This window comes from Neorhizobium sp. DAR64860/K0K1, from assembly GCF_050500205.1.
Lineage (GTDB): Bacteria > Pseudomonadota > Alphaproteobacteria > Rhizobiales > Rhizobiaceae > Neorhizobium > Neorhizobium soli.
Map to the genome: position 1 here is coordinate 2,180,358 of NZ_CP191459.1, position 19,906 is coordinate 2,200,263.

At 61.7% G+C, this 19,906-nt stretch carries 26 protein-coding genes; 20 read left to right on the plus strand and 6 right to left on the minus strand.

Annotation, left to right across the window (positions count from 1 at the left end):
• The first annotated feature begins 38 nt into the window (after positions 1 to 38).
• The 6 genes from ACQY1J_RS15220 to ACQY1J_RS15245 all read left to right on the plus strand — a co-directional run bounded on the left by ACQY1J_RS15220 (position 39) and on the right by ACQY1J_RS15245 (position 4,669).
• Positions 39 to 548 (plus strand): GFA family protein, encoded by a 510-nt coding sequence (locus ACQY1J_RS15220; protein ID WP_092661846.1) that lies wholly within the window; start codon positions 39 to 41, stop codon positions 546 to 548.
• Positions 545 to 1,048 carry a GFA family protein gene (locus tag ACQY1J_RS15225; protein ID WP_192086775.1) on the plus strand — a complete coding sequence of 168 codons (504 nt, stop codon included), beginning with the start codon at positions 545 to 547 and terminating at the stop codon, positions 1,046 to 1,048. The genes ACQY1J_RS15220 and ACQY1J_RS15225 overlap by 4 nt, the downstream gene beginning before the upstream one ends.
• Positions 1,045 to 2,004: a prolyl aminopeptidase gene (gene pip / locus ACQY1J_RS15230; protein WP_092661842.1), complete on the plus strand. Its 960-nt coding sequence runs from the start codon at positions 1,045 to 1,047 to the stop codon at positions 2,002 to 2,004. Before ACQY1J_RS15225 ends, pip begins: the two co-directional genes overlap by 4 nt.
• 158 nt (positions 2,005 to 2,162) lie before the next feature.
• The gene (locus ACQY1J_RS15235; protein ID WP_430250235.1) at positions 2,163 to 3,278 is read left to right on the plus strand and encodes a metallophosphoesterase; all 1,116 of its coding nucleotides are present in this window, start codon (positions 2,163 to 2,165) and stop codon (positions 3,276 to 3,278) included.
• A gap of 111 nt (positions 3,279 to 3,389) precedes the next feature.
• Entirely contained in the window at positions 3,390 to 4,316 is a 927-nt protein-coding gene (gene rarD / locus ACQY1J_RS15240) for an EamA family transporter RarD (RefSeq protein WP_430250236.1), read from the plus strand.
• Between the two features lie 23 nt (positions 4,317 to 4,339).
• On the plus strand, positions 4,340 to 4,669 hold the full coding sequence (locus ACQY1J_RS15245) for a DHCW motif cupin fold protein (RefSeq protein ID WP_430240759.1): 330 nt from the start codon (positions 4,340 to 4,342) through the stop codon (positions 4,667 to 4,669).
• 3 nt (positions 4,670 to 4,672) lie between these two features.
• Here ACQY1J_RS15245 and ACQY1J_RS15250 read toward each other — a convergent pair whose 3' ends face one another.
• Positions 4,673 to 5,305 (minus strand): LysE family translocator, encoded by a 633-nt coding sequence (locus tag ACQY1J_RS15250; protein ID WP_430250237.1) that lies wholly within the window; start codon positions 5,303 to 5,305, stop codon positions 4,673 to 4,675.
• Positions 5,306 to 5,346: 41 nt separating this feature from the next.
• Positions 5,347 to 5,964, minus strand: coding sequence for a TIGR00730 family Rossman fold protein (locus tag ACQY1J_RS15255; RefSeq protein ID WP_430250238.1), 618 nt, complete (start codon positions 5,962 to 5,964; stop codon positions 5,347 to 5,349).
• 159 nt (positions 5,965 to 6,123) lie between these two features.
• Here ACQY1J_RS15255 and ACQY1J_RS15260 point away from each other — a divergent pair, with 159 nt between their 5' ends.
• Positions 6,124 to 8,025 (plus strand): LysM peptidoglycan-binding domain-containing protein, encoded by a 1,902-nt coding sequence (locus ACQY1J_RS15260; protein ID WP_430250239.1) that lies wholly within the window; start codon positions 6,124 to 6,126, stop codon positions 8,023 to 8,025.
• 159 nt (positions 8,026 to 8,184) lie between these two features.
• On the opposite strand, the gene ACQY1J_RS15265 is transcribed toward ACQY1J_RS15260, so the two are convergent.
• Positions 8,185 to 8,409: a hypothetical protein gene (locus ACQY1J_RS15265; protein ID WP_430250240.1), complete on the minus strand. Its 225-nt coding sequence runs from the start codon at positions 8,407 to 8,409 to the stop codon at positions 8,185 to 8,187.
• A gap of 200 nt (positions 8,410 to 8,609) precedes the next feature.
• On the opposite strand from ACQY1J_RS15265, the gene ACQY1J_RS15270 reads away from it, so the two are divergent.
• From ACQY1J_RS15270 to ACQY1J_RS15290, 5 genes are all read left to right on the plus strand, one after another.
• Entirely contained in the window at positions 8,610 to 10,511 is a 1,902-nt protein-coding gene (locus tag ACQY1J_RS15270; protein ID WP_430250241.1) for an ABCB family ABC transporter ATP-binding protein/permease, read from the plus strand.
• Positions 10,512 to 10,537: 26 nt separating this feature from the next.
• Positions 10,538 to 10,678: a hypothetical protein gene (locus tag ACQY1J_RS15275; RefSeq protein WP_156461813.1), complete on the plus strand. Its 141-nt coding sequence runs from the start codon at positions 10,538 to 10,540 to the stop codon at positions 10,676 to 10,678.
• A gap of 245 nt (positions 10,679 to 10,923) precedes the next feature.
• Positions 10,924 to 11,625: a phosphatidylserine decarboxylase gene (locus ACQY1J_RS15280; RefSeq protein ID WP_180215429.1), complete on the plus strand. Its 702-nt coding sequence runs from the start codon at positions 10,924 to 10,926 to the stop codon at positions 11,623 to 11,625.
• Positions 11,626 to 11,647: 22 nt separating this feature from the next.
• Positions 11,648 to 12,466 (plus strand): CDP-alcohol phosphatidyltransferase family protein, encoded by an 819-nt coding sequence (locus ACQY1J_RS15285; RefSeq protein WP_430250242.1) that lies wholly within the window; start codon positions 11,648 to 11,650, stop codon positions 12,464 to 12,466.
• 189 nt (positions 12,467 to 12,655) lie between these two features.
• Positions 12,656 to 12,793, plus strand: a complete 138-nt coding sequence (locus tag ACQY1J_RS15290) for a hypothetical protein (RefSeq protein ID WP_165699869.1) — start codon at positions 12,656 to 12,658, stop codon at positions 12,791 to 12,793.
• A 6-nt stretch (positions 12,794 to 12,799) separates the two neighbouring features.
• On the opposite strand, the gene ACQY1J_RS15295 is transcribed toward ACQY1J_RS15290, so the two are convergent.
• The 3 genes from ACQY1J_RS15295 to ACQY1J_RS15305 form a co-directional block, all read right to left on the minus strand.
• Positions 12,800 to 13,417, minus strand: coding sequence for a LysE/ArgO family amino acid transporter (locus ACQY1J_RS15295; protein ID WP_430251956.1), 618 nt, complete (start codon positions 13,415 to 13,417; stop codon positions 12,800 to 12,802).
• 65 nt (positions 13,418 to 13,482) lie between these two features.
• A complete protein-coding gene (locus ACQY1J_RS15300) occupies positions 13,483 to 14,247 on the minus strand; it encodes an SOS response-associated peptidase (RefSeq protein ID WP_430250243.1) in 765 nt (254 codons plus the stop codon).
• 41 nt (positions 14,248 to 14,288) lie between these two features.
• Positions 14,289 to 14,615: a YnfA family protein gene (locus ACQY1J_RS15305; RefSeq protein ID WP_325261256.1), complete on the minus strand. Its 327-nt coding sequence runs from the start codon at positions 14,613 to 14,615 to the stop codon at positions 14,289 to 14,291.
• A 148-nt stretch (positions 14,616 to 14,763) separates the two neighbouring features.
• Here ACQY1J_RS15305 and ACQY1J_RS15310 point away from each other — a divergent pair, with 148 nt between their 5' ends.
• From ACQY1J_RS15310 to ACQY1J_RS15345, 8 genes are all read left to right on the plus strand, one after another.
• Positions 14,764 to 15,189 carry an NUDIX hydrolase gene (locus ACQY1J_RS15310; RefSeq protein ID WP_430250244.1) on the plus strand — a complete coding sequence of 142 codons (426 nt, stop codon included), beginning with the start codon at positions 14,764 to 14,766 and terminating at the stop codon, positions 15,187 to 15,189.
• 8 nt (positions 15,190 to 15,197) lie between these two features.
• Positions 15,198 to 15,668 (plus strand): TIGR02301 family protein, encoded by a 471-nt coding sequence (locus ACQY1J_RS15315; RefSeq protein ID WP_430250245.1) that lies wholly within the window; start codon positions 15,198 to 15,200, stop codon positions 15,666 to 15,668.
• 103 nt (positions 15,669 to 15,771) lie between these two features.
• Entirely contained in the window at positions 15,772 to 16,029 is a 258-nt protein-coding gene (locus ACQY1J_RS15320; RefSeq protein ID WP_062453374.1) for a hypothetical protein, read from the plus strand.
• 61 nt (positions 16,030 to 16,090) lie between these two features.
• Complete coding sequence (locus ACQY1J_RS15325) at positions 16,091 to 16,819, plus strand: hypothetical protein (RefSeq protein ID WP_430250246.1); 729 nt, start codon at positions 16,091 to 16,093, stop codon at positions 16,817 to 16,819.
• Positions 16,820 to 16,923: 104 nt separating this feature from the next.
• Positions 16,924 to 17,775, plus strand: coding sequence for a YgfZ/GcvT domain-containing protein (locus ACQY1J_RS15330; protein WP_430250247.1), 852 nt, complete (start codon positions 16,924 to 16,926; stop codon positions 17,773 to 17,775).
• 14 nt (positions 17,776 to 17,789) lie between these two features.
• Positions 17,790 to 18,383, plus strand: a complete 594-nt coding sequence (locus ACQY1J_RS15335; protein ID WP_210311804.1) for a YfbR-like 5'-deoxynucleotidase — start codon at positions 17,790 to 17,792, stop codon at positions 18,381 to 18,383.
• Complete coding sequence (locus tag ACQY1J_RS15340) at positions 18,380 to 18,925, plus strand: tyrosine phosphatase family protein (RefSeq protein WP_062579805.1); 546 nt, start codon at positions 18,380 to 18,382, stop codon at positions 18,923 to 18,925. The genes ACQY1J_RS15335 and ACQY1J_RS15340 overlap by 4 nt, the downstream gene beginning before the upstream one ends.
• A 98-nt stretch (positions 18,926 to 19,023) precedes the next feature.
• A complete protein-coding gene (locus tag ACQY1J_RS15345) occupies positions 19,024 to 19,872 on the plus strand; it encodes a mechanosensitive ion channel family protein (protein ID WP_174195908.1) in 849 nt (282 codons plus the stop codon).
• Positions 19,873 to 19,906 lie beyond the last annotated feature (34 nt).

Below are 19,906 nucleotides of genomic sequence, written 5' to 3' on the forward strand. Positions count from 1 at the left end.
GGCAATAGCGGCGGGAAGACTTTCCTAAGGGGCAATGCATGACAGCTGACACTCATACCGGCGGCTGCCAGTGCGGGGCCGTGCGGTTTCGCCTCGAAGGCAAGCCGGACCATGTCTCGATCTGCCACTGCCGCATGTGCCAGAAGGCGTTCGGTGCCTATTATGCGCCCCTCGTCTCCACCCGCGGCACCGGCTTTTCGTGGACGCGCGGACAGCCGAAATATTTTCACTCTTCGAACCATGTGCGGCGCGGCTTCTGCGACAATTGCGGCACGCCGCTGACCTATGAGGCGGCGGACGGTATCGCGGTTTCGGCCGGTGCTTTCGACGATCCGTCGGCGCTACCGCCGTCGGTCCAGTACGGCACCGAAGGCAAGATACCCTTCGTGGATCATCTGCACACCCTGCCCGGGCACGATACAATGGATGATATCGACGAGGCGCCGTTCCTTTCCGATATCGTTTCCAACCAGCACCCGGATCACGATACACAGACGTGGCAACCAGTTCCCGCCGATCGCGGAATGACGAAGGAGGACGACGCATGAGTGAAACGGAAAAAGCCGGTCAGCCGAGAACCGGCGGGTGCCAGTGCGGCGCCGTGCGTTTCAGGATCAACGGACAGCTCGGTCGTGCCTCCATCTGCCATTGCCGGATGTGCCAGAAGGCGTTCGGCGGTTTCTTCGGGCCGCTTGTGGCAGCACCGCAGGAAGGTGCGGAGACCGGGGTCGAGTGGACCCGCGGCGAGCCGAAGTATTTCCAGTCGTCGATCAATATCGACCGCGGCTTTTGCGCGGAATGCGGCACGCCGCTGACCTATCGTACGCCGACCAGCCTCGATATCGCGATCGGTGCCTTCGACGAGCGCGACGACCTGATGCCGCAGGTGCAGGTCAACCACGCTTTCCGGCTGCCCTGGGTGGAGACGATCTTCGACGCTCCCGTTCATGGCGATACAGACTACTATTCGAAGCAGGAGCAGATCATCTCCTTCCAGCACCCCGATCACGATACGGAAAACTGGCCGGCGAAAGGGCTGCATCTATGACGGAAGTGCTGCGCACGCTCTACCCGGCAACGACTGCCTTTGAGACCGGTACGCTCGATGTCGGCGACGGTCACTCGATCTATTTCGAACGGCATGGCACGAAGGGGGCAAAACCCATCGTCTTCCTGCATGGCGGCCCGGGCGGTGGCATCACGCCGATCCAGTCGCGACTGTTTGATCCTGAACTCTACGACATCCTTCTGTTCGACCAGCGCGGCTGCGGCAAGTCGACGCCGCATGCAAGCCTTGAGGCCAATACGACCTGGCATCTGGTCGCCGATATCGAGCGGCTGCGCGAGATGGTCGGCGTCGACAAGTGGCAGGTGTTTGGTGGATCCTGGGGTTCGACGCTCGGCCTCGCCTATGCTGAAACCCATCCCGAGCGGGTGAGCGAGCTGCTGCTGCGCGGCATCTACACGCTCACCAAAGCCGAGCTCGACTGGTACTACCAGTTCGGCGTCTCGGAAATGTTTCCCGAAAAATACGAGGCGTTTCTCGCGCCGATCCCCGAGGACGAGCGCCACGAGATGATGGCCGCCTATCACCGCCGCCTGACCGGCACCGACACGGCGGCGCAGCTTGAGGCAGCCAAGGCCTGGAGCATCTGGGAGGGATCGACGATCACCCTTCTTCCCGATGCGGCACTGACCGCAGGATTCGGCGAGGAGCATTACGCCATCGCATTTGCCCGCATTGAAAACCACTTCTTCATGAATGCCGGCTGGCTTGAGGAAGGCCAGCTGCTGCGTGATGCGACAAAACTCAAGGGCATTCCGGGCATCATCGTGCATGGCCGTTACGACATGCCCTGCCCGCTCAAATACGCCTACCAGTTGTCGAAAGTCTGGACCGACGCAGATTTCCACATCATCGAAGGCGCTGGACATGCCGTATCGGAACCGGGGATTACGGATCAGTTGATCCGGGCGACGGATCGGTTTGCGGGGAAGGCATAAATGCGAAGCTTGCGGGGCGTCTCGCCCCGCATTCGGCTCCCGCCAATGCCTCACCCCTCCCGATCAACATCCCGTTATGCCGGTTGAGATTAACCGCCGGCCGGCACAGTTAGGGCTCCCTGCCTTATCGCATCCTCCTGAAGCCGAGCCCCATCGACGTGTTTCATCTCGCCAAAGCCCTTCTGTGCCTCTACGTCGTCCTCCGCTTCCTTCTGCCGCTGCCTTGGCCCCGCTGGGCGAAGGGAACGATCGCCGTCGTGCTGATGGTGGTGTTCCAGCACAGCCTGATCAGCCGGATTGTGTTTGGCACGATGTTTTCGCCTGAAGTGCCGCGGATGACGATGATCATCGTCAACTGGATGGCGGGCATGATCCTGTTGCTTGGCATATTTCAGCTGGTGCTCGATCTGGTCGCGCTTGTCACGGCAGCACTTCGCCGGCGCCGGATCCGGATACCGGTCGGGCTGCGCTACGGGATCGGCGCAGCTGCCATGTCGCTTGCAGCTTTTGCCGTCAACCAGGCGATCCGGGTGCCGCCGGTCAAGGAAGTGGAGATCCGCATCCCCAACCTGCCAGCGCAGTTTGATGGCTACCGGTTGATCCAGCTGACGGATCTTCACATCAGCCGCCTGTTTCAGGCGCCCTGGGTCGAAGAGACAGTAGCCAAGGCCAATGCCCAGAATGCCGACCTCATCGTCATCACCGGCGACCTGATCGATGGCGATCTGCAGGCCCGCAATCTGGATGTTGCCCCGCTTGCCAAACTGCGCGCTCCGGACGGCGTCTTCACCATTCCGGGCAATCACGAATATTACTTCGGCCATGACGACTGGATGCGGCAATACGAGACGCTTGGCCTTCGCACCATTTCCAACGGCCACGTGGTGCTGTCGCGCGGCGGTGCGCAGATGGTGCTGGCCGGCGTCAACGATCTCAACGCCACCCGGTTCGGCCTGGAAGGCCCTGACGTCGGCAAGGCGCTATCAGGTGCGCCAGCTGATGTTCCGGTCATCCTCCTCAACCACCAGCCACGCGATGCGAAGCTTTCGGCGGATGCCGGGGCCGATCTGCAGCTGTCCGGCCATACCCATGGCGGCATGATCTGGGGGTTCGATCGCCTTATCGCCCGCTTCAACAACGGCTTCGTGTCCGGCCTCTACGACGTCGATCAGATGTCGCTCTATGTCAATAACGGTACGGCCCTGTGGATCGGTTTTGCGCTGAGGCTCGGCGTGCCCTCCGAACTGACCGTGATCACGCTGAGGCCGAACTGAAGGCTGTATCGGTCGCGCCACTGATCCATGCTTCACAGAAATGAATTGGCCGGGGGCTCTGCCTTGGTGTATCCCGCCAGCCAACGATAACAAATTGCCGGAAACGCCCTGATGGCCACCGATACCGTTCCCGTCGCCGCACAACCCGCGGGAGCGAAGAACGAGGACACGCCGCGCGGCTTTGCCTTCGGCATCACCGCCTATCTCCTGTGGGGCGTCCTTCCCTTCTACCTGAAAGCGGTCGCGCATCTTCCGGCGCTGGAAGTGCTGGCGCACCGCGCCATCTGGTCGGTGCCGATCGCCGGCCTCGTGCTGATCATTCTCGGACGCACCGGGGATGTAAAGACCGCGATCCGGACGCCGCGCATGCTCGGCATGGCCTGCGTCACCGCCGCCTTCATCACCGCAAACTGGGGTATCTATGTCTGGGCGGTCTCGAACGGTCGCGCCATCGATGCTGCGCTCGGCTATTTCATCAATCCGCTGTTCAGCATTCTGATGGCAGCGCTGGTGCTGAAGGAAAAGCTTTTGCCGATGCAGAAGGCGGCGATCGGGCTTGCCGTGGTCGGTGTCGCAATCCTCACCTGGGGTTCGGGCGGTCTGCCGTGGGTGTCGCTGGCGCTGACATTTACCTGGGGCTTCTATGCCCTCTTCCGCAAGACGCTGCCGATCGGTCCGAACCAGGGGTTTTTCCTCGAAGTGCTTCTGATCAGCATTCCGATGCTGCCCTACCTCATCTGGCTGGAAGCGACGGGCCAGGGCCACTTCCTGAACGGTGTCGGCTATGATGCGGCCCTTCTTGCCTTTGCCGGTATAGCGACAGCCGTGCCGCTGATGATCTATGCCAATGCCACCAAGCTGCTGAAGCTTTCGACCATCGGCATCATGCAGTATATCGCACCGACGATGATCTTTCTGACCGCCGTGTTTATCTTCAAGGAGCCGTTGAGCGGCATCAAGCTCACAGCCTTCGTGTTTATCTGGTCGGCACTTGCGGTCTATACGCTGGCGATGCTGCGGGACCTTCGCAGCCGCTGACCGCCCATCAGGAGATTTCGTTCATGCAGATGTCAGATATCCCCTTCGGCACGACGGACTGGTCGCAGATCGAGCCGACCGTCCACAAGGGTGACACCGGACACTCGACCTGGCGCACCCGCCATTTCGGACCAATCCGGGTGCGGATGGTGGAGCATTCGCCGGGCTATCTCGCCGACCACTGGTGCGAGAAAGGCCATATCCTGCTGTGCCTCGAAGGCGAGATGACGACCGAACTTGCCGACGGACGCGTCTTTGTGCTGAAGGCCGGCATGAGCTATCAGGTGGCCGACAGCGCCGAACCGCACCGGTCCTCGACGACACTGGGCGCCAAGCTCTTCATCGTCGACTGAGGCCTAGCTTCTCTGCAGCGCGAGATGCGCGCCGAGACCAACCAGGATGGTCCCGCCTGCGCGTTGGGCAAGCTTCTGCGCCGTGCTCGATCGGTTGAGCCGTGCCATCACCAACCCGGCAAGAGCAACGGCGAAAACATCGGCGATCGTGAAGATCACGCTGACGGCCAGTCCCAGAACCACGAATTGAACCCAGACCGGAAAGCTGGCTGCGCTGTCGATGAACTGCGGCAGGAAGGCCAGGAAGAAGATCGCCGTCTTCGGGTTGAGAACCTCGACGACGATGCTTTCGGCAAATGCCTTTCGGGCGGATCTCGGCGTCTCCGCCTGCAGATCGCCTGAACCCGCAGCCTTCGCGCGAAACAGGGAAATGCCGAGCCAGACCAGGTAGATCGCGCCTGCAAGCTTCACCAGTGCATAAACCACCGGAACGGCATGAAAGAGAACCGAAAGGCCAGCTGCTGCAGCGATGATATGGGCGTAGGATCCGAGATGGACGCCAAGCACCGCCATCATGCCCGCCTTGCGGCCGGCAGCGATCGTGCGGGCCGCTACGTAAAGCATCGCGGGTCCCGGAATGAACGCGAAGATGGACGTCGTCACAAGGAAGGCGAACAGGATATTCCAGTCTGGCATGCGGTGCTCCTGTTCCCTACCCTCGGCGGGAGCCTGAAACCCTAGAGTTTCGAAATGACGGCGGCTTCGCCCTTTGACGCGGACTGCTGTTCGTCGCGGTCGAGAATGGCCGGCACGATGTCATCGACTTCAGCGATGACAAGCGGCTGCACCAGATGCGCCCGGTGGATAAAGCCTTCCTCGCGCATGTGGGTGACGAGCGACAGCATCGGATCCCAGAACCCGCCGATATTGGCAAACACCATCGGCTTCTCATGACGGCCGAGCTGGCCCCAGGTCATGATCTCGACGATCTCTTCCAGAGTGCCGATGCCGCCAGGCAGAGTGACGAAGGCATCGGAGCGTTCGAACATCTTGTGCTTGCGCTCATGCATGTCCTTGGTCACGATCAGTTCGTCGAGCTGGCCGAGCGAATGGCGGGTTGCCTCCATATCGACAAGAAAGTCCGGAATGATGCCCGTGACCTTGCCGCCATGCGCCAGAACGCCTGCGGCAACCGCACCCATGATGCCCTTGGTGCCGCCGCCATAGACCAGCCTGAGATCATGGGCTGCAATGGATTTTCCGAGCGCGCGGCCGGCCTGGATATAGGCGGGATCGCGCCCCGGCTGCGAGCCGCAGTAAACGCATATGGATCGTATTGGCACAGTTTTCTCCATCGGGCACTTCAAAGGGTTGGCACGCAAAGCACCAACCACGAGATTTGGCTGGAAATACTGCGCAGAGCAAGGCTGAAACACTGGAAAAGCTTGTTATGACTAGAGGAAACGGATAATCCGGAAAGACGATGGAGGGTCCATCGGGAAAAGGCTTTGCTCATGAAAAACCGCGCCGGTTGGCTCGCTCTGGTCGTACTCGCCATCGCATCGCTGCTGATGGTCTTTTTCGTGCTGCCGCGGATCAATCATGATGCCAAACCGCTCGGCGATGCGATCAACGCTGCCGGCGATGCGGTCAAGGACGCGGTCGAGAGCACGAAGCAGGCGGTGAAGCCGACAGACGCACCGAATTCTCCGGACGCGCCGAAGCCGCAGGAGCAGGCATCCGTGCCCGCGACGACGCCGGCCGCTCCCGTATCTCCCCCGGCAACCCCTTCCGCTCCGGCAGCGCCCTCCGCTCCGGCCGCACCCGCAGTAACAGCTGCACCGAGCGCGACAAGCCCGGTCACCGCCCAGCCGAACGCTGCCCAGACGCCAGCCAAGCCCGCCTTTGACGTGCTGCGCGTCGAGCCCGACGGTTCGGCCGTGATTGCCGGCCGCGCGCTGCCCAATTCGACACTCGAAATCTCCAGTGGCAACTCGGTCGTCGCCAAGATCGACGTCGGCCCGAGCGGCGATTTTGCAGCCGTTCTCGACAAACCTTTGCCGCCGGGCGATCACCAGCTGGTTCTCAAGGCCACCGGCAAGGACGGCAAGACGGTCGTCTCGGACGAGACCGCGACGGTCTCCGTACCCAGCGATCCGAAGACCGGCAAGCTGCTTGCCATGGTGACGACGCCGGGCAAAGCGAGCCGGGTCATCGCGACGCCGAACGCGTCTGCGCCTGCCGCACCGAATGCCGCGACATCACCGACACCCCCTGGCCCTGACGCTGCGCCGTCCACTGCAGGCCAGACGGCTGCGGGTCAGTCTCAGACGCCAGCCGTCACTCCGGCCTTGCCGCAGGCATCGTCGCAGATCGCATCCAGCGCGCCAAACGTCTCTGCTCCGTCCTCGACCGCGGCTCCCGACGCGACGCCTGCTCCGGCTGGAACACCGGATTTGCAGATCACCGCCGTCGAGCTTGAAGGCTCGAAAATCTTTATCGCCGGCATCGCCCGCTCGGGTGTCACGGTGCGCGGTCTTGTCGACGGCGAGCCCGTCGGCCAGTCGCGCGCAGGCGGCAACGGCCATTTCGTCATCGAGGGCAACACGCAGCTTTCGGTCGGTGATCACCGGATCAGCGTCGAGGCACTGAACGGTGCCGGCCAGCGCACCGTCATGGTCGAGGTTCCGTTCAACCGTCCGGCCGGCGAACAGGTGGCGGCAGTCGCAGCCCCCGCAGTTTCAAGCCCGATGTCGACGATCGATGGCGGCGCCTTCGAGAAGCTTCGCAACGAAGTGGTACGCGCCTTCAACCTGCTGCAGAACCTCTACGCCGACGGCAAGGTGCCGAGCGGCGAACAGATGGCGGCGGCACGTTCGTCCACATCGATTACGCTCAAGTCTTTGACCGAATACCGCCTGCCGGCCGACGCTTCCGTTTCCGCCCGCTCCGTTGCCGACAATGCCGCCAAGGATGCAGCGTCAGCACTTGCCGCACTCGACAAGGTTCCAAACGACGTTGCCGCCGTTGGCGCAGCCCTCAAGGACCTCGGTGCCATGATCGCCCGCGCCGTCGGGCCCGCCATGGCACGGCAGATGGATGGTGGCAACGAACAGGAAATGGCCGGCACGCCGGCTGCTCCCGCCACCGGCGTCGACGGCACAAAGACGTTCCAGCAGGCGCCACTGACGCAAAGCGAACGCAATTCGGTGATCATCCGACGTGGCGATACGCTGTGGCAGATTTCGCGCCGGATGTATGGCCAGGGCGTGCGCTACACGACGATCTACCTCGCCAACGAGGATCAGATCCGCAACCCCGACATCATCCAGCCCGGCCAGATCTTCGGCGTACCGGAGGAGTTCCGGCCGGATTCGGAAGAGCTGCACCGCGAACGGATCCAGCATCGCAAATGATGACGCAGCCCCAATTCTCCTGAAAACGACTTAAAACCGCAGGGCCAATGCTTCGGGTTCCCCAATCTCCACATTCCTGTGCTCATCACGGGAATGCGGGAGGTTGAGCTTCACGTCGCGGCGGCGGCTATCGGTGCAACACTCTGCAGAAAAACAGACTTACGACCGATCGCTGATCATCAGTTGCGACGGCGTGACTGCCAGTGAATGGGCGGCAACGTGCAGTGAAAGACTGTTGCGCTCGACAAGTGCTGTGACCGTTTCCAGTATATTCAGATGCGGTACATGCTTGACCACCGTATAGGCAGTGAAAGCCGCGCCGGCCGAGGCTCCCCACAGAAGAGTGCTCAGGGCAGTCGCAACGGCAATCGTCTTGAAGCGCATGATATTCCTCCCAATGCGAGCTTCCCTCGAATAGCCAGACCTCCTCCGCCTCGCAATTCGGACTTATACACTCCGTAGTCATACCTACTTTCGACCGATGAGGCCAGATGAGGTTTCATGCGAGTTTCATTTGCAACATGGCCCTGCGCAGCCTATTTGCCGGGAAGGCGTTTCTTCGCCCTCAGATTCAGGTAAAATCCATGGCAGCAAAAAAGAAGACCGTATCTGCGGATAGCGGCAATCCCTTCAGCACACTCGTCAACCTGTGGCCCTATATGTGGCCGGTCGGACGCGCGGATCTGAAAGCGCGCGTCATCTGGGCGACGGTGTTTCTGCTGCTGGCAAAGCTGGTGCTGATCTCTGTCCCCTATTTCTTCAAGTGGGCGACGGATGCGCTAAACGGCAAGCTCGACATGGCGGGCATCCTGCCGGTCTTTCTGCTGGGCGCCGTCGTGCTGGTCGTCGCCTACAACTTTACCCGCATTCTGCAGGTGGGTCTGAACCAGCTGCGTGACGCGCTGTTTGCCTCGGTCGGCCAGCACGCGGTGCGCCAGCTTGCCTACAAGACCTTCGTGCACATGCATCAGCTTTCGCTGCGCTTCCATCTCGAACGCAAGACCGGCGGCCTGTCGCGCATCATCGAACGCGGCACGAAGGGCATCGAAACGATCGTTCGTTTCACCATCCTCAATTCGGTGCCGACGGTGATCGAATTCCTGCTGACGGCGATCATATTCTGGGCCGCCTACGGGTTCGCCTACCTCGCCGTCACGGCTGTCACGGTTGCTGCCTATATCTGGTTCACGATCAAGGCCAGCGACTGGCGCATCTCCATCCGCCGGACGATGAACGACAACGATACCGAGGCGAACACAAAAGCCATCGATTCGCTTCTGAACTTCGAGACGGTGAAATATTTCGGCAACGAGGACATGGAAGCCAAGCGCTTCGATTCCTCCATGGAGCGCTACGAAAAGGCCGCGACCGACGTCTGGACCTCGCTCGGATGGCTGAACTTCGGCCAGGGCGTGATCTTCGGGCTGGGACAGGCCGTGATCATGATCATGTCGGCGCTTGCCGTGCAGCGCGGCGACCAGACGATTGGCGATTTCGTGTTCGTCAACGCGCTGCTGATGCAGCTCGCGGTTCCGCTTAATTTCATCGGCTTCGTCTACCGCGAAATCCGCCAGGGGCTGACCGATATCGAGCAGATGTTCGACCTTCTGGAAGTCGAAGCAGAAGTCGTGGACCGGCCGGACGCGAAGGATCTTGTCATCGGACAGGGACCTGAAAAAGGCGCCATCGCCTTTCGCGACGTGCAGTTCTCCTATGATCCGGCACGACCGATCCTTAAAGGCATCTCCTTCGACGTGCCAGCTGGCAAGACGGTTGCGATCGTTGGTCCATCGGGTGCCGGCAAATCCACCATTTCGCGCCTGCTCTATCGCTTCTACGATATCCAGGGCGGATCGATCACCATCGACGGCCAGGATGTGCGCAACGTGACGCAGAAGTCGCTGCGCTCCGCCATCGGCATGGTGCCGCAGGATACGGTGCTGTTCAACGACACGGTCGTCTACAACATCCGCTACGGCCGGCCGGGTGCCTCGGATACCGAAGTCCAGGCGGCGGCCGAGATCGCTCAGATCGACCGGTTCATCAAGGCTCTGCCGGATGGCTACGAGACAAAGGTCGGCGAACGCGGGCTGAAACTCTCGGGCGGCGAAAAGCAGCGCGTGGCGATTGCCCGCACGGTTTTGAAGAGCCCGCCGATCCTCATTCTCGACGAGGCGACCTCGGCGCTCGATACGACGACCGAGCACGAGATCCAGTCCGCACTCGATCTCGTTTCGAAGAACCGGACGACGCTTGTCATCGCCCACCGCCTCTCGACGGTTATCAATGCCGACGAGATCATCGTTCTGCGCGACGGCCAGATTGCCGAGCGCGGCACCCATTTGGGGCTGCTGCAGCGGGAAGGCCTCTACGCCTCGATGTGGAACCGTCAGCGCGAGGCGACGGAAGCGGAAGAGCAGTTGAAGAAGGTGCGCGAGAACGACGATCTCGGCATCGTCCGTCGCGGCGCACCTGCTGCTGAGTAACGGCAGCAGAATAACAGGAGAACAGCATGAGACGATATACGAACAGGCGGATGCTGGTACTCGGCGGTATCGCCATCATCTATATGCTGGTGCTGGTCTTCTACGGCTCGCCTCTGCTCGCCTTCTCGACCTGGATGGGCTGGGTAGACCCTGAGGCGGTTCGCTGAGGCGAAGACATCTGCGGCAATGCACCGCGTCGGCGAGTGTCAGAAGACGAGGCTCGGCCTTTGGGAAACTGACGCGTCAGGGATAAACCGCGTTCAAGCAGAGGTCGCTGGGCGCTTCAAACGGTGTATTCCGTCAATTATACCGGGAAGTTGTATGACGTCACGGGCGCATCGACGGAACCGGATTGCCGCAAATAGGGTTTTTCTATAGGCAGGCAGCACAGACCATTGAGGAGAACCAAGGGTTGATCAATCTTTTCGACACCATCCGCAACACGCTCGTGCCGATCCACAAGGAAGGCTACGTTTTCGTCGTCATCTTTTTCGTCGTCTCGCTGATCCTCGGCTACTTCGCCGAGCCGCTGTTCTGGATCGGCCTGGTGCTGACGCTCTGGTGCGCCTACTTCTTCCGCGATCCGGAACGGGTCGTACCGCAGGATGACGATCTCGTCATCAGCCCTGCCGACGGCCGCGTCAGCCATGTTGCTCTGGTCGTGCCGCCGGCCGAACTGGATCTCGGCATCGAGCCGATGCTGCGCATCTCGGTCTTCATGAACGTGTTCGACTGCCACATCAACCGCGCCCCTGTTCGGGGCCAGGTGACACGCATCGAGTATCGCGAAGGGCAGTTCGTCAACGCGGAACTCGACAAGGCGTCCAGCGACAACGAGCGCAACGGGCTTGTCATCGACACCCCGCACGGCCGCGTCGGCGTTGTACAGATCGCCGGTCTCGTGGCACGCCGCATCGTCTGCTGGGTCAAGCCCAACGAGCCGGTCAGCGCCGGTGAGCGCTTCGGCCTGATCCGCTTCGGTTCGCGCCTCGACGTCTTCGTTCCGGCCGGTGGCCAGGCGCGCGTCGTGGTTGGCCAGAGAGCGGTCGGCGGCGAAACCGTATTGGCCGAATTCGGCTCCGCCAAGGGACCGACCATCGGCCGTCGTGCCTAACTAAACGCAAGGAGATCATCTGATGGAGACGCCCGTCTCGCCGCCGGAACAGAACCATACGACCGACGAGGCCCGTGGTCCGCGCCTGCGCGAGATCCCGGTCCGCCTGATGATCCCCAACCTGATCACGGTGCTGGCGATCTGCGCCGGCCTCACCGGGATCAGACTTGCCTTCGAGGGACGGTTCGAGCTAGCTGTCGCGATGGTGCTGCTGGCAGCCTTCCTCGACGGGATCGATGGTCGGATCGCACGGCTTCTGAAGGCCACGTCGAAATTCGGCGTACAGATGGATTCGCTCGCCGACATCATCAATTTCGGCGTTGCGCCCGTCCTCGTCTCCTATGCGTTTCTGCTGGACGGAGCGAAATCCTTCGGCTGGATAGCTGCACTTCTCTATGCGATCGCGGCTGGCCTGCGGCTTGCTCGGTTCAACGTAATGGAAGACCGCGGCATCAAGGCTCCCTGGCAGTCGGAGTTTTTTGTGGGCGTTCCGGCGCCCATGGGTGCGCTTCTGGTGCTTCTGCCGGTCTATCTCGGTTTTCTCGGCGTCGAACAGACGAAGTTCTTCGTGTATGCCAGCGTTCTTTACACGCTGTTGATCGGCTTCTTGTTGGTCTCGCGTCTGCCGGTCTGGTCGGGCAAGTCGGGCCGCATCCGCCGTGACTTGATGCTGCCGATCATGCTTGTGGCCGTTCTCTATGTCGGCCTCTTGATGAGCTACACCTGGGAAATCCTGGCAGTCACCGCGATTGCCTATCTCTGTGTTCTGCCGTTTTCTGCCCGTGCGTGGAAAAAGCGTTATGGCACGATCACCATCGAGGACGAGCGCACGCACGTCTGATCGTCCTGCCCTTGCGACTGATGCTGCGGCGCACACGAATTGTTGCGTCGCAGCCCCAGCTTGCGGCAAGTTGGCGCGTCCATTGTTTCTCTATCGCATCGTAAAGCCGCAGCCATGATTCCGCCCGGATTGGCGGCGAAATGCGCCGGCCCGCCCTTGAGCGGAACAGAGATTCGTGAGGAGACAGACGTGAGCAGCGAAACCAACAAAACCAACATCGAGACCAAGCCGGACCTCTCCAGCCACTACCGTCCGCTCGGCCTCAAAGCCGTTGCTGCTGCGGCGATGATGCTGAAGCGCAAGCCAACGCTCAGCCCGGCTCGCTGATCCGTCTCAGGCGCTGCGCAGGAAGCTTATGAGAAGCCCGAGCGCGAGCAACCCCATGACAACGCCGATCAGGCCATCCAGCACCCGCCACGCGGCGGGTCTGGCAAATAGCGGCGCCAAATAGCGGGCGCCGTAGCCGAGGCCGAAGAACCAGGCGAAGGATGCGATCACCGCGCCCACGCCATAGGCTACCCTTTCCAGGCCTTGATAGGCCGCAGACAGGCTGCCGAGCAGCACGACCGTATCGAGATAGACATGCGGGTTTAGAAATGTGAAGGCGAGACAGGTCATCACCGCCGCCTTCAGTGCCATGCCCTCAGGCGCGCCGGCGACCATCGCACCGGGCTTTACCGCCCGCCGGAATGCCATGGCCGAATAGGTGGCAAGGAACAGCGCGCCGCCGAGCGTCACCACCGAGATCAGCAGAGGCGACTGCGACACGATCGTTCCCAGCCCGCCGACGCCAGCTGCAATCAGCAAGGCGTCGGATGCCGCACAGATCAGGCACAGCACGAAGACATGGCTGCGGATCAGCCCCTGGCGCAGGATAAACGCATTCTGAGCGCCGATCGCCACGATCAGCGAGCCGCCCAGCGCAAAGCCGGAAAAACCGGCGGATATCAGGTTCATGGGGAAATCCGTTCAGGACGTGATTCGATGGCTGGATGGTGTGACGCGGTCGGAACGGATCAAAACAGCGACATCTGGCCGCTGCTGCCGGATGCCTTTGGCGGCTTCTCCTGCGGCTGTGCCACCGCGACCGGTTTCTGCAGATCCTTGCCCATGTTGGACACCTTGTTGACCAGATCTGATACCGGAAACGCCTCGAAGAAATCGTCCTGTACCGGCCGCATCAGATCCGCCACGTGGCGTGGCTCACCGTTCTTGCAATCCAGCCAGCGATCGAAATCCTCCGGCGCGATGACGACGGGCATGCGGTCGTGGATCGGCCGCAGGGCGTGATTGGCAGCAGTCGTCAGGATCGCCGCGGTATCGACTTCCGAGCCATCGGCAGATGCGTAGGTTTCCATCAGTCCCGCAAAGGCGATGACGCCCCCATTCTTCGGGCGGATCCAGAAGGGCTGTGAAGGCAGTCCCGTTTCCTTTGGCGGCCGGCGCCATTCGTAGAAACCGGAGGCCGGAATGAGAACGCGGCGGTGACGCATGGCGGCCCGGAACGACGCCTTTTCGGCCGCCGTCTCGGAGCGGGCGTTGATCATCAGGGGAAAGTCCTTGATATCCTTGACCCAGCCCGGAATCAGGCCCCACCGGGCAAGTACGGCGCGACGTGGCGGAAGATTGCTGCCGGGCTTCACATGCTCGTTCTGCATGACGATCAGGATCGGCTGCGTCGGGGCAATATTGTAGCGGGCCGGGAAACCTTCCTCCCCCAGCGCCTGCATGACCTCCAGAATTTCCTCAGAAGTCGCCGTCAGGGCGTAGCGTCCGCACATGCAAGATTAGATGGCACTGGGGTAGGCAGACGTCAAGCGGATCAGGCGCTGCGGGGACCGAAGAGGATGATCGCGCCGCCGAGGAGGCACACGGTGGTGCCGATCAAGTCCCAGCGGTCGGGCATCCGGTTCTCGACGCCAGCGAGCCAGAGGATGGAAGCCAGGATGTAGATTGCACCATAGGCGGCGTAGGTCCGCCCGGCCGCATCGCTCGGCACGAAGGTGAGCACCCAGGCAAACAGCGCGAGCGATACCATACCCGGCACCAGCCACAGAGCCGGCTTTTCCAGCCGCCACCAGGCCCAGAAGGCAAAGCAGCCGGCGATCTCGAACAGGGCGGCGAGCGAGTAGAGGAGATAGGTTTTCATGCTGTCCCGCCGTTGAGGTTCACCGGCATGGTTCGGGCCGTGTCATGCCGTGAGAGGGTTTTTGCGCGCGACATGATATGTCCTTGATGGGCGGTTATTCCCGCCTACACTATCCTGACCGTATCGCTCTTCAAAGCTTCAGCAGTCCATGACAACAGTCACGCCCTCCCCGCAAGCCGCATCGTCAGCCATTCTCGAACGTGACGGCAAATTTCTGCTGATCCGGCGATTGAACCCGCCCTCGGCCAATCTGTTTGCCTTTCCAGGGGGTCGGGCCGAGCCCGGCGAGACGCCATCGGAAACGGCGGTGCGGGAATTCTTCGAAGAGACCGGCATCGCTGTGCGCAATCCGACCCTGTTTGCCACCTATGACCTTAAGAAGGACAAGGACGACAACCGCCATTTCTCGCTCTCGGTGTTCCGTGTCGAAGCGGACCCCGAAGGAGAAGCGATTGCCGCCGACGATGCGGCCGATCCGGGATGGTATTCGGTTGAGGAGATCCGCAATCTTCCCGTGCCTGCGAGCGTGCTGGAATGCGCCGAAAGGCTGGCGGCGGAACTGAAACGCGGTTAGGAGTTCGTATGCACCGCCTGATGTCTTTCCTCACGTCTTCCCACCGATTCGCGATCGTTGCTGCGATCGCGCTCAGTTGTGCCGCCGCGCCGGCTGGCGCCCAGTCGCAGAAAGCTCCCGCGAAACAGGCGCCTTCCGCGACCACGGCAGCGCCACAGGCGGAAACCGAATCAAAACCGGCTCCGTATGATTCGCAGATGATGCGGCTTGCGGAAGTGCTGGGATCGGTCACTTATTTGCGGTCGCTTTGCGGTGCAACCAGTGACGATTGGCGCGGATCCATGCAGAAACTGCTGGATTCTGACACCGCCAGCGAGCCTAAACGGCGGGAACGCTTGACCGCCGCCTACAACCGCGGCTACCGCTCGTTTGCCGCGGTTCACACATCCTGCAATGAACCCGCACGCATGGCTGAGGAACTCTACCGTGCCGAAGGCGCAACACTTGCCGCCGAAATAGCCAGTCGCTACGGAAATTAGCGGTTTATTTACCTCTTTTGACCTCAAGCCGTGTCGTTTTGATAAAAGGCTGATAAAGTTCTTAATGGGTCAGTAATTAATACGGGTACCGAGGATCAAGAGTATGCAGACAGGCCGCAACGAAATCGATGACATGATCGTCCACGAGAAGATGCAGGCTGCGTTGGAATATCAGAATGAAGCCTGGGCCGATGGCCGTGCCGATGGCATCGAGGCTGAAATCATTGCTGATGTCGCGATGGCCTGCGCCATTCGCGAGACGATCCGCCTGCTGGGCGAAACCGGCGCCGAAGCGCTGCTGGATTCGCTGAAGAACCGCATGCTGGCCGGAGAGTTTTCGCCGGAACGGATCGTTCAGTAATCTCGCACATCCTTATCAGGCACAAGAAAAGCCGAGAATTCCCCTTCGGAAGGCGGCCGGAATGCATATCATGACAAACTTCAACGGTCTGCGTCTGGCGCTTGCCGCAACATGTTTTTGCGGCTTGCAGGTTATGGCACCGGCTTCCGCGCTGGCGCTGAGCACCACAGCGCAGGGTGAAACAGGCGGCAGCAAGCCATCGGCCGGCGTCATGCAGGCTTTCGAGGGCCCGCAAGTGCCGGCGACCGGGTCAGCCCAGGCGCCCGTAGCAACGCCCGCTGCACCCGCCGCCGGCCAGCCAACGGCTGCGGCGACCGACACGATCCAGGCCGACATCATCCGCGACATGACCACGTTGCCTGAGCCTGTCAAGAAAATGCGCGCCGCCTTGATCGAGGCCGCTGCCTCCGGCGATATCGAACGGCTGAAGCCGCTGACCAATCCCGGCCCGAACCAGACCCAGGTTATGGACTATCAGGGCGACGATCCGGTCGGCGCGCTGAAGAACTTTTCCGGCGATCCAGACGGCCAGGAAATCCTGGCGATCGTCATGGACCTTCTCTCCGCCAGCGCCGTGAGGCTCGAGGCCGGGCAGCCGGAAGAGGTTTACGTCTGGCCGTATTTCGCCGGCAAGTCGATCTCTGCCCTCACCCCACCCGAGCGCGTCGAGCTGCTGCGGATCGTCACGGCCGGCGATATGATCGGCATGGAAGAAAACGACGCCTATAATTTCTACCGCATCGGCCTGTCGCCCGACGGCCAGTGGAAGTTCTTCACCGGCGGCGACTGACTCTTGCCGTTCCGCTTGCGGCACCGCGACTGCCCTTGTTCGCGCGGTCGGGAGGGCTTACCTGTCGGGTTCGACATTCCGGCTCAACAATCGGACCTTTCGCCATGCCCGCCGTCCATCTTCCTTCGCGCCAGCTGATCCGGGTTTCCGGTGTCGATGCACGCGATTTTCTCCACAGCCTGATCACGACAGATATCGAGTCCCTGCCTGAACGGACGGCCCGTCCCGGCGCGCTTTTGACGCCGCAGGGCAAGATCCTGTTCGACTTCATGATCTTCCGAGACGGCGACGATTTCCTGATGGAGACCGATGCCGCCCAGCGTGACGCGCTGATGCGCCGTCTCACCATGTACAAGCTGCGGGCGGCCGTGACGATTGCAGCCGACGATGCCGATGGCGTGACGGTAACCTGGGGCGACGGTTCGGTTACTGGTGCTGCGGATGCGGCGTTTGCCAAAGCCGGCGTGACTTTGTCGCGATATCCGGGAAAGCCCGAGGGCATTGCGATCGACGCGTCGGAAGCCGAGTACGAGACGCTGCGGGTCGCGTCCGGCATTCCGGCCTCCGGCTTCGACTATGCCCTGCAGGATGCCTTTCCGCACGACGTTCTCCTCGACAAGACCGACGGGCTGTCGTTCCGCAAGGGTTGCTATGTCGGGCAGGAAGTCGTCTCTCGCATGCAGCACCGTGGCACGGCACGGCGGCGTGTCGCGCTCGTCACAAGCGAGACTGCCCTGCCCGTCTCAGGCACGGACATCATGGCCGGTGGCAAGCCGGTCGGCACGCTCGGATCCGTCTTGGGTAACAAGGGGCTTGCAATCGTGCGGATCGACCGGGTCGGCGATGCGATCGCCAATGGTATTCCCCTGACGGCGGGCGATGTGACCGTCGTTCTCTCGCTGCCGGAATGGACCGACCTGTCGTTCCCGACAGCGACGCAAGAGGCCGAGCCGTGAGCGGATTGAAATCCATGCGCGCCTGGCAGCGGATGCTTTCCGGCCGTCGGCTCGACCTGCTGGACCCCTCTCCGCTCGATGTCGAGATTGCTGATATCGCCCACGGGCTTGCCCGCGTTGCGCGCTGGAACGGCCAGACCAAAGGCGACCACGCGTTTTCGGTGGCGCAGCACAGCCTGATCGTTGAGCAGATCTTTTGTCGCACCAATCCCGATGCCTCCAGCGAGGCGATGGCGCTGGCGCTGTTGCATGACGCACCCGAATACGTCATCGGCGACATGATCTCGCCCTTCAAGTCGGTAGTCGGCGGCGGTTACAAGGCGGTCGAATTGCGGCTCGAGGCTGCGATCCATATCCGCTTCGGTCTGCCGCCGCATCCGACCAAGGAGCTGAAGGTGATGATCAAGAAGGCCGACACCGTTGCCGCGTTTTTCGAAGCGACCGAGCTTGCCGGGTTTTCCGTCACCGAAGCCCAGAAATTCTTCGGCGTGCCGCGTGGAATAACCCGCGACATGCTGGAACTGAAGCCGATGCCGGCGCTCGATGCTCAGGCGCGCTTTCTCGAGCGCTTTCATGCGCTTGAAGCCGATCGCGGTGTGACGGCATGAGCCGGATCATCGTCTGTCCGCTCGACAAGATCGCTGAACTCTCGGTCCGCCACGGCGCCCGTGAGATGGTGAGCCTGATTGCCGAAAAGCAGGATTTCCACCGGCCTGCCGTGATTGCCGCCGCGCGCCACCTGAAGCTCAAGATGAACGATATTGGCTTTGCCGGCACCGGCACTCTGATTGCGCCGAGCGAGGCACATGTGGAGCAGCTGATCGCCTTCGTCAAAGACTGGGATCAGTCCGCACCGCTCGTCGTGCATTGCTGGATGGGCGTGTCCCGCTCTCCGGCAGCTGCCGTCATCGCGTCGCTGGCACTTTATCCTGAACAGGACGAGGTCGAGCTCGCGACAAGGCTGCGCAAGGTCGCGCCGCATGCGACGCCGAATACAAGGCTGATTGAGATCGGCGACCGTCTTTTGCAGCGTGACGGACGGCTTGTGCAGGCGATCAAGCGGATCGGGCGCGGCGCTGAAACGGATGGTCGGGCCTCGTTCGTGCTGCCTGTTACGGCACAGGCCGAAATCGAAAACCGCGCGTCCTGATCCCCTGCGGCGGGTGAGAAACGTCGCTCCGTTTGCCTTGACCTGACAGTCACACGCGCCAATTAGCCTCCTCTTTGCAGCAAAGGATCAGGCCCCGAATGGAACAGGCATCGGCTTTCGTCGTCGCAACTCGTACGGCACTCTCACAGCTCACAGCCCTCGGCATCCAGTATTCATTCTCGGTCATCGGCGCCATTCTTCTTCTGATCGTCGGATGGGCCGCCGCCCGCCTGCTCAGCCGCTGGGCGCATAACGGTCTGTCGCGGGTGAACGGCATCGACGCAACGCTGGCGCAGTTCTTCTCCAACATCATCCGTTACGCGGTGCTGATCATCGTCGTGGTGATGGTGCTCGGCCAGTTCGGCGTCCAGACGGCATCGGTCCTTGCGGCACTGGGCGCGATCGGCCTCGCGGTCGGTCTTGCCCTGCAGGGCACGCTGCAGAATATCGCAGCCGGCATCATGCTTCTGGTTCTGCGCCCGTTCCGCGTCGGCGAATCGATCGAGACTGGCAATGTCAGCGGCACGATCGTCGATGTCGGCCTGTTTGCAACCGAGCTTCGCACCGCCGAAGGCGTTTATCGCCTGGCGCCGAATTCGACGCTTTGGAACGTGCCGATCACCAACTATTCGCGCCTGCACACGCGCCGGCACGAGATCTCGGTGACGCTGTCGGCCGACCAGAGCCTCGACGAGGCCGAAGCCAAGCTCAAGTCGATCGCCAAGTCGGAAACGCGGGTGGAGAGCAACCCGGCACCGACCACCTATCTTGCGGATTTCGATGCCGGCAGCGCCAAACTGACACTGCGCTACTGGATCAAGAGCGCCCAGTGGTGGGCGGTCAGCCGCGACATGACCAAGGCCGTCAAGCTTGCCTTCGACAAGGTGGTCGAGGAAGAGGTGCCGGCCGATGCGCAGGACGACGGTCCGGCTTCATACACCCCATAACGGTATCGACGGGGAGATCGGCTTTTCTTTGCGG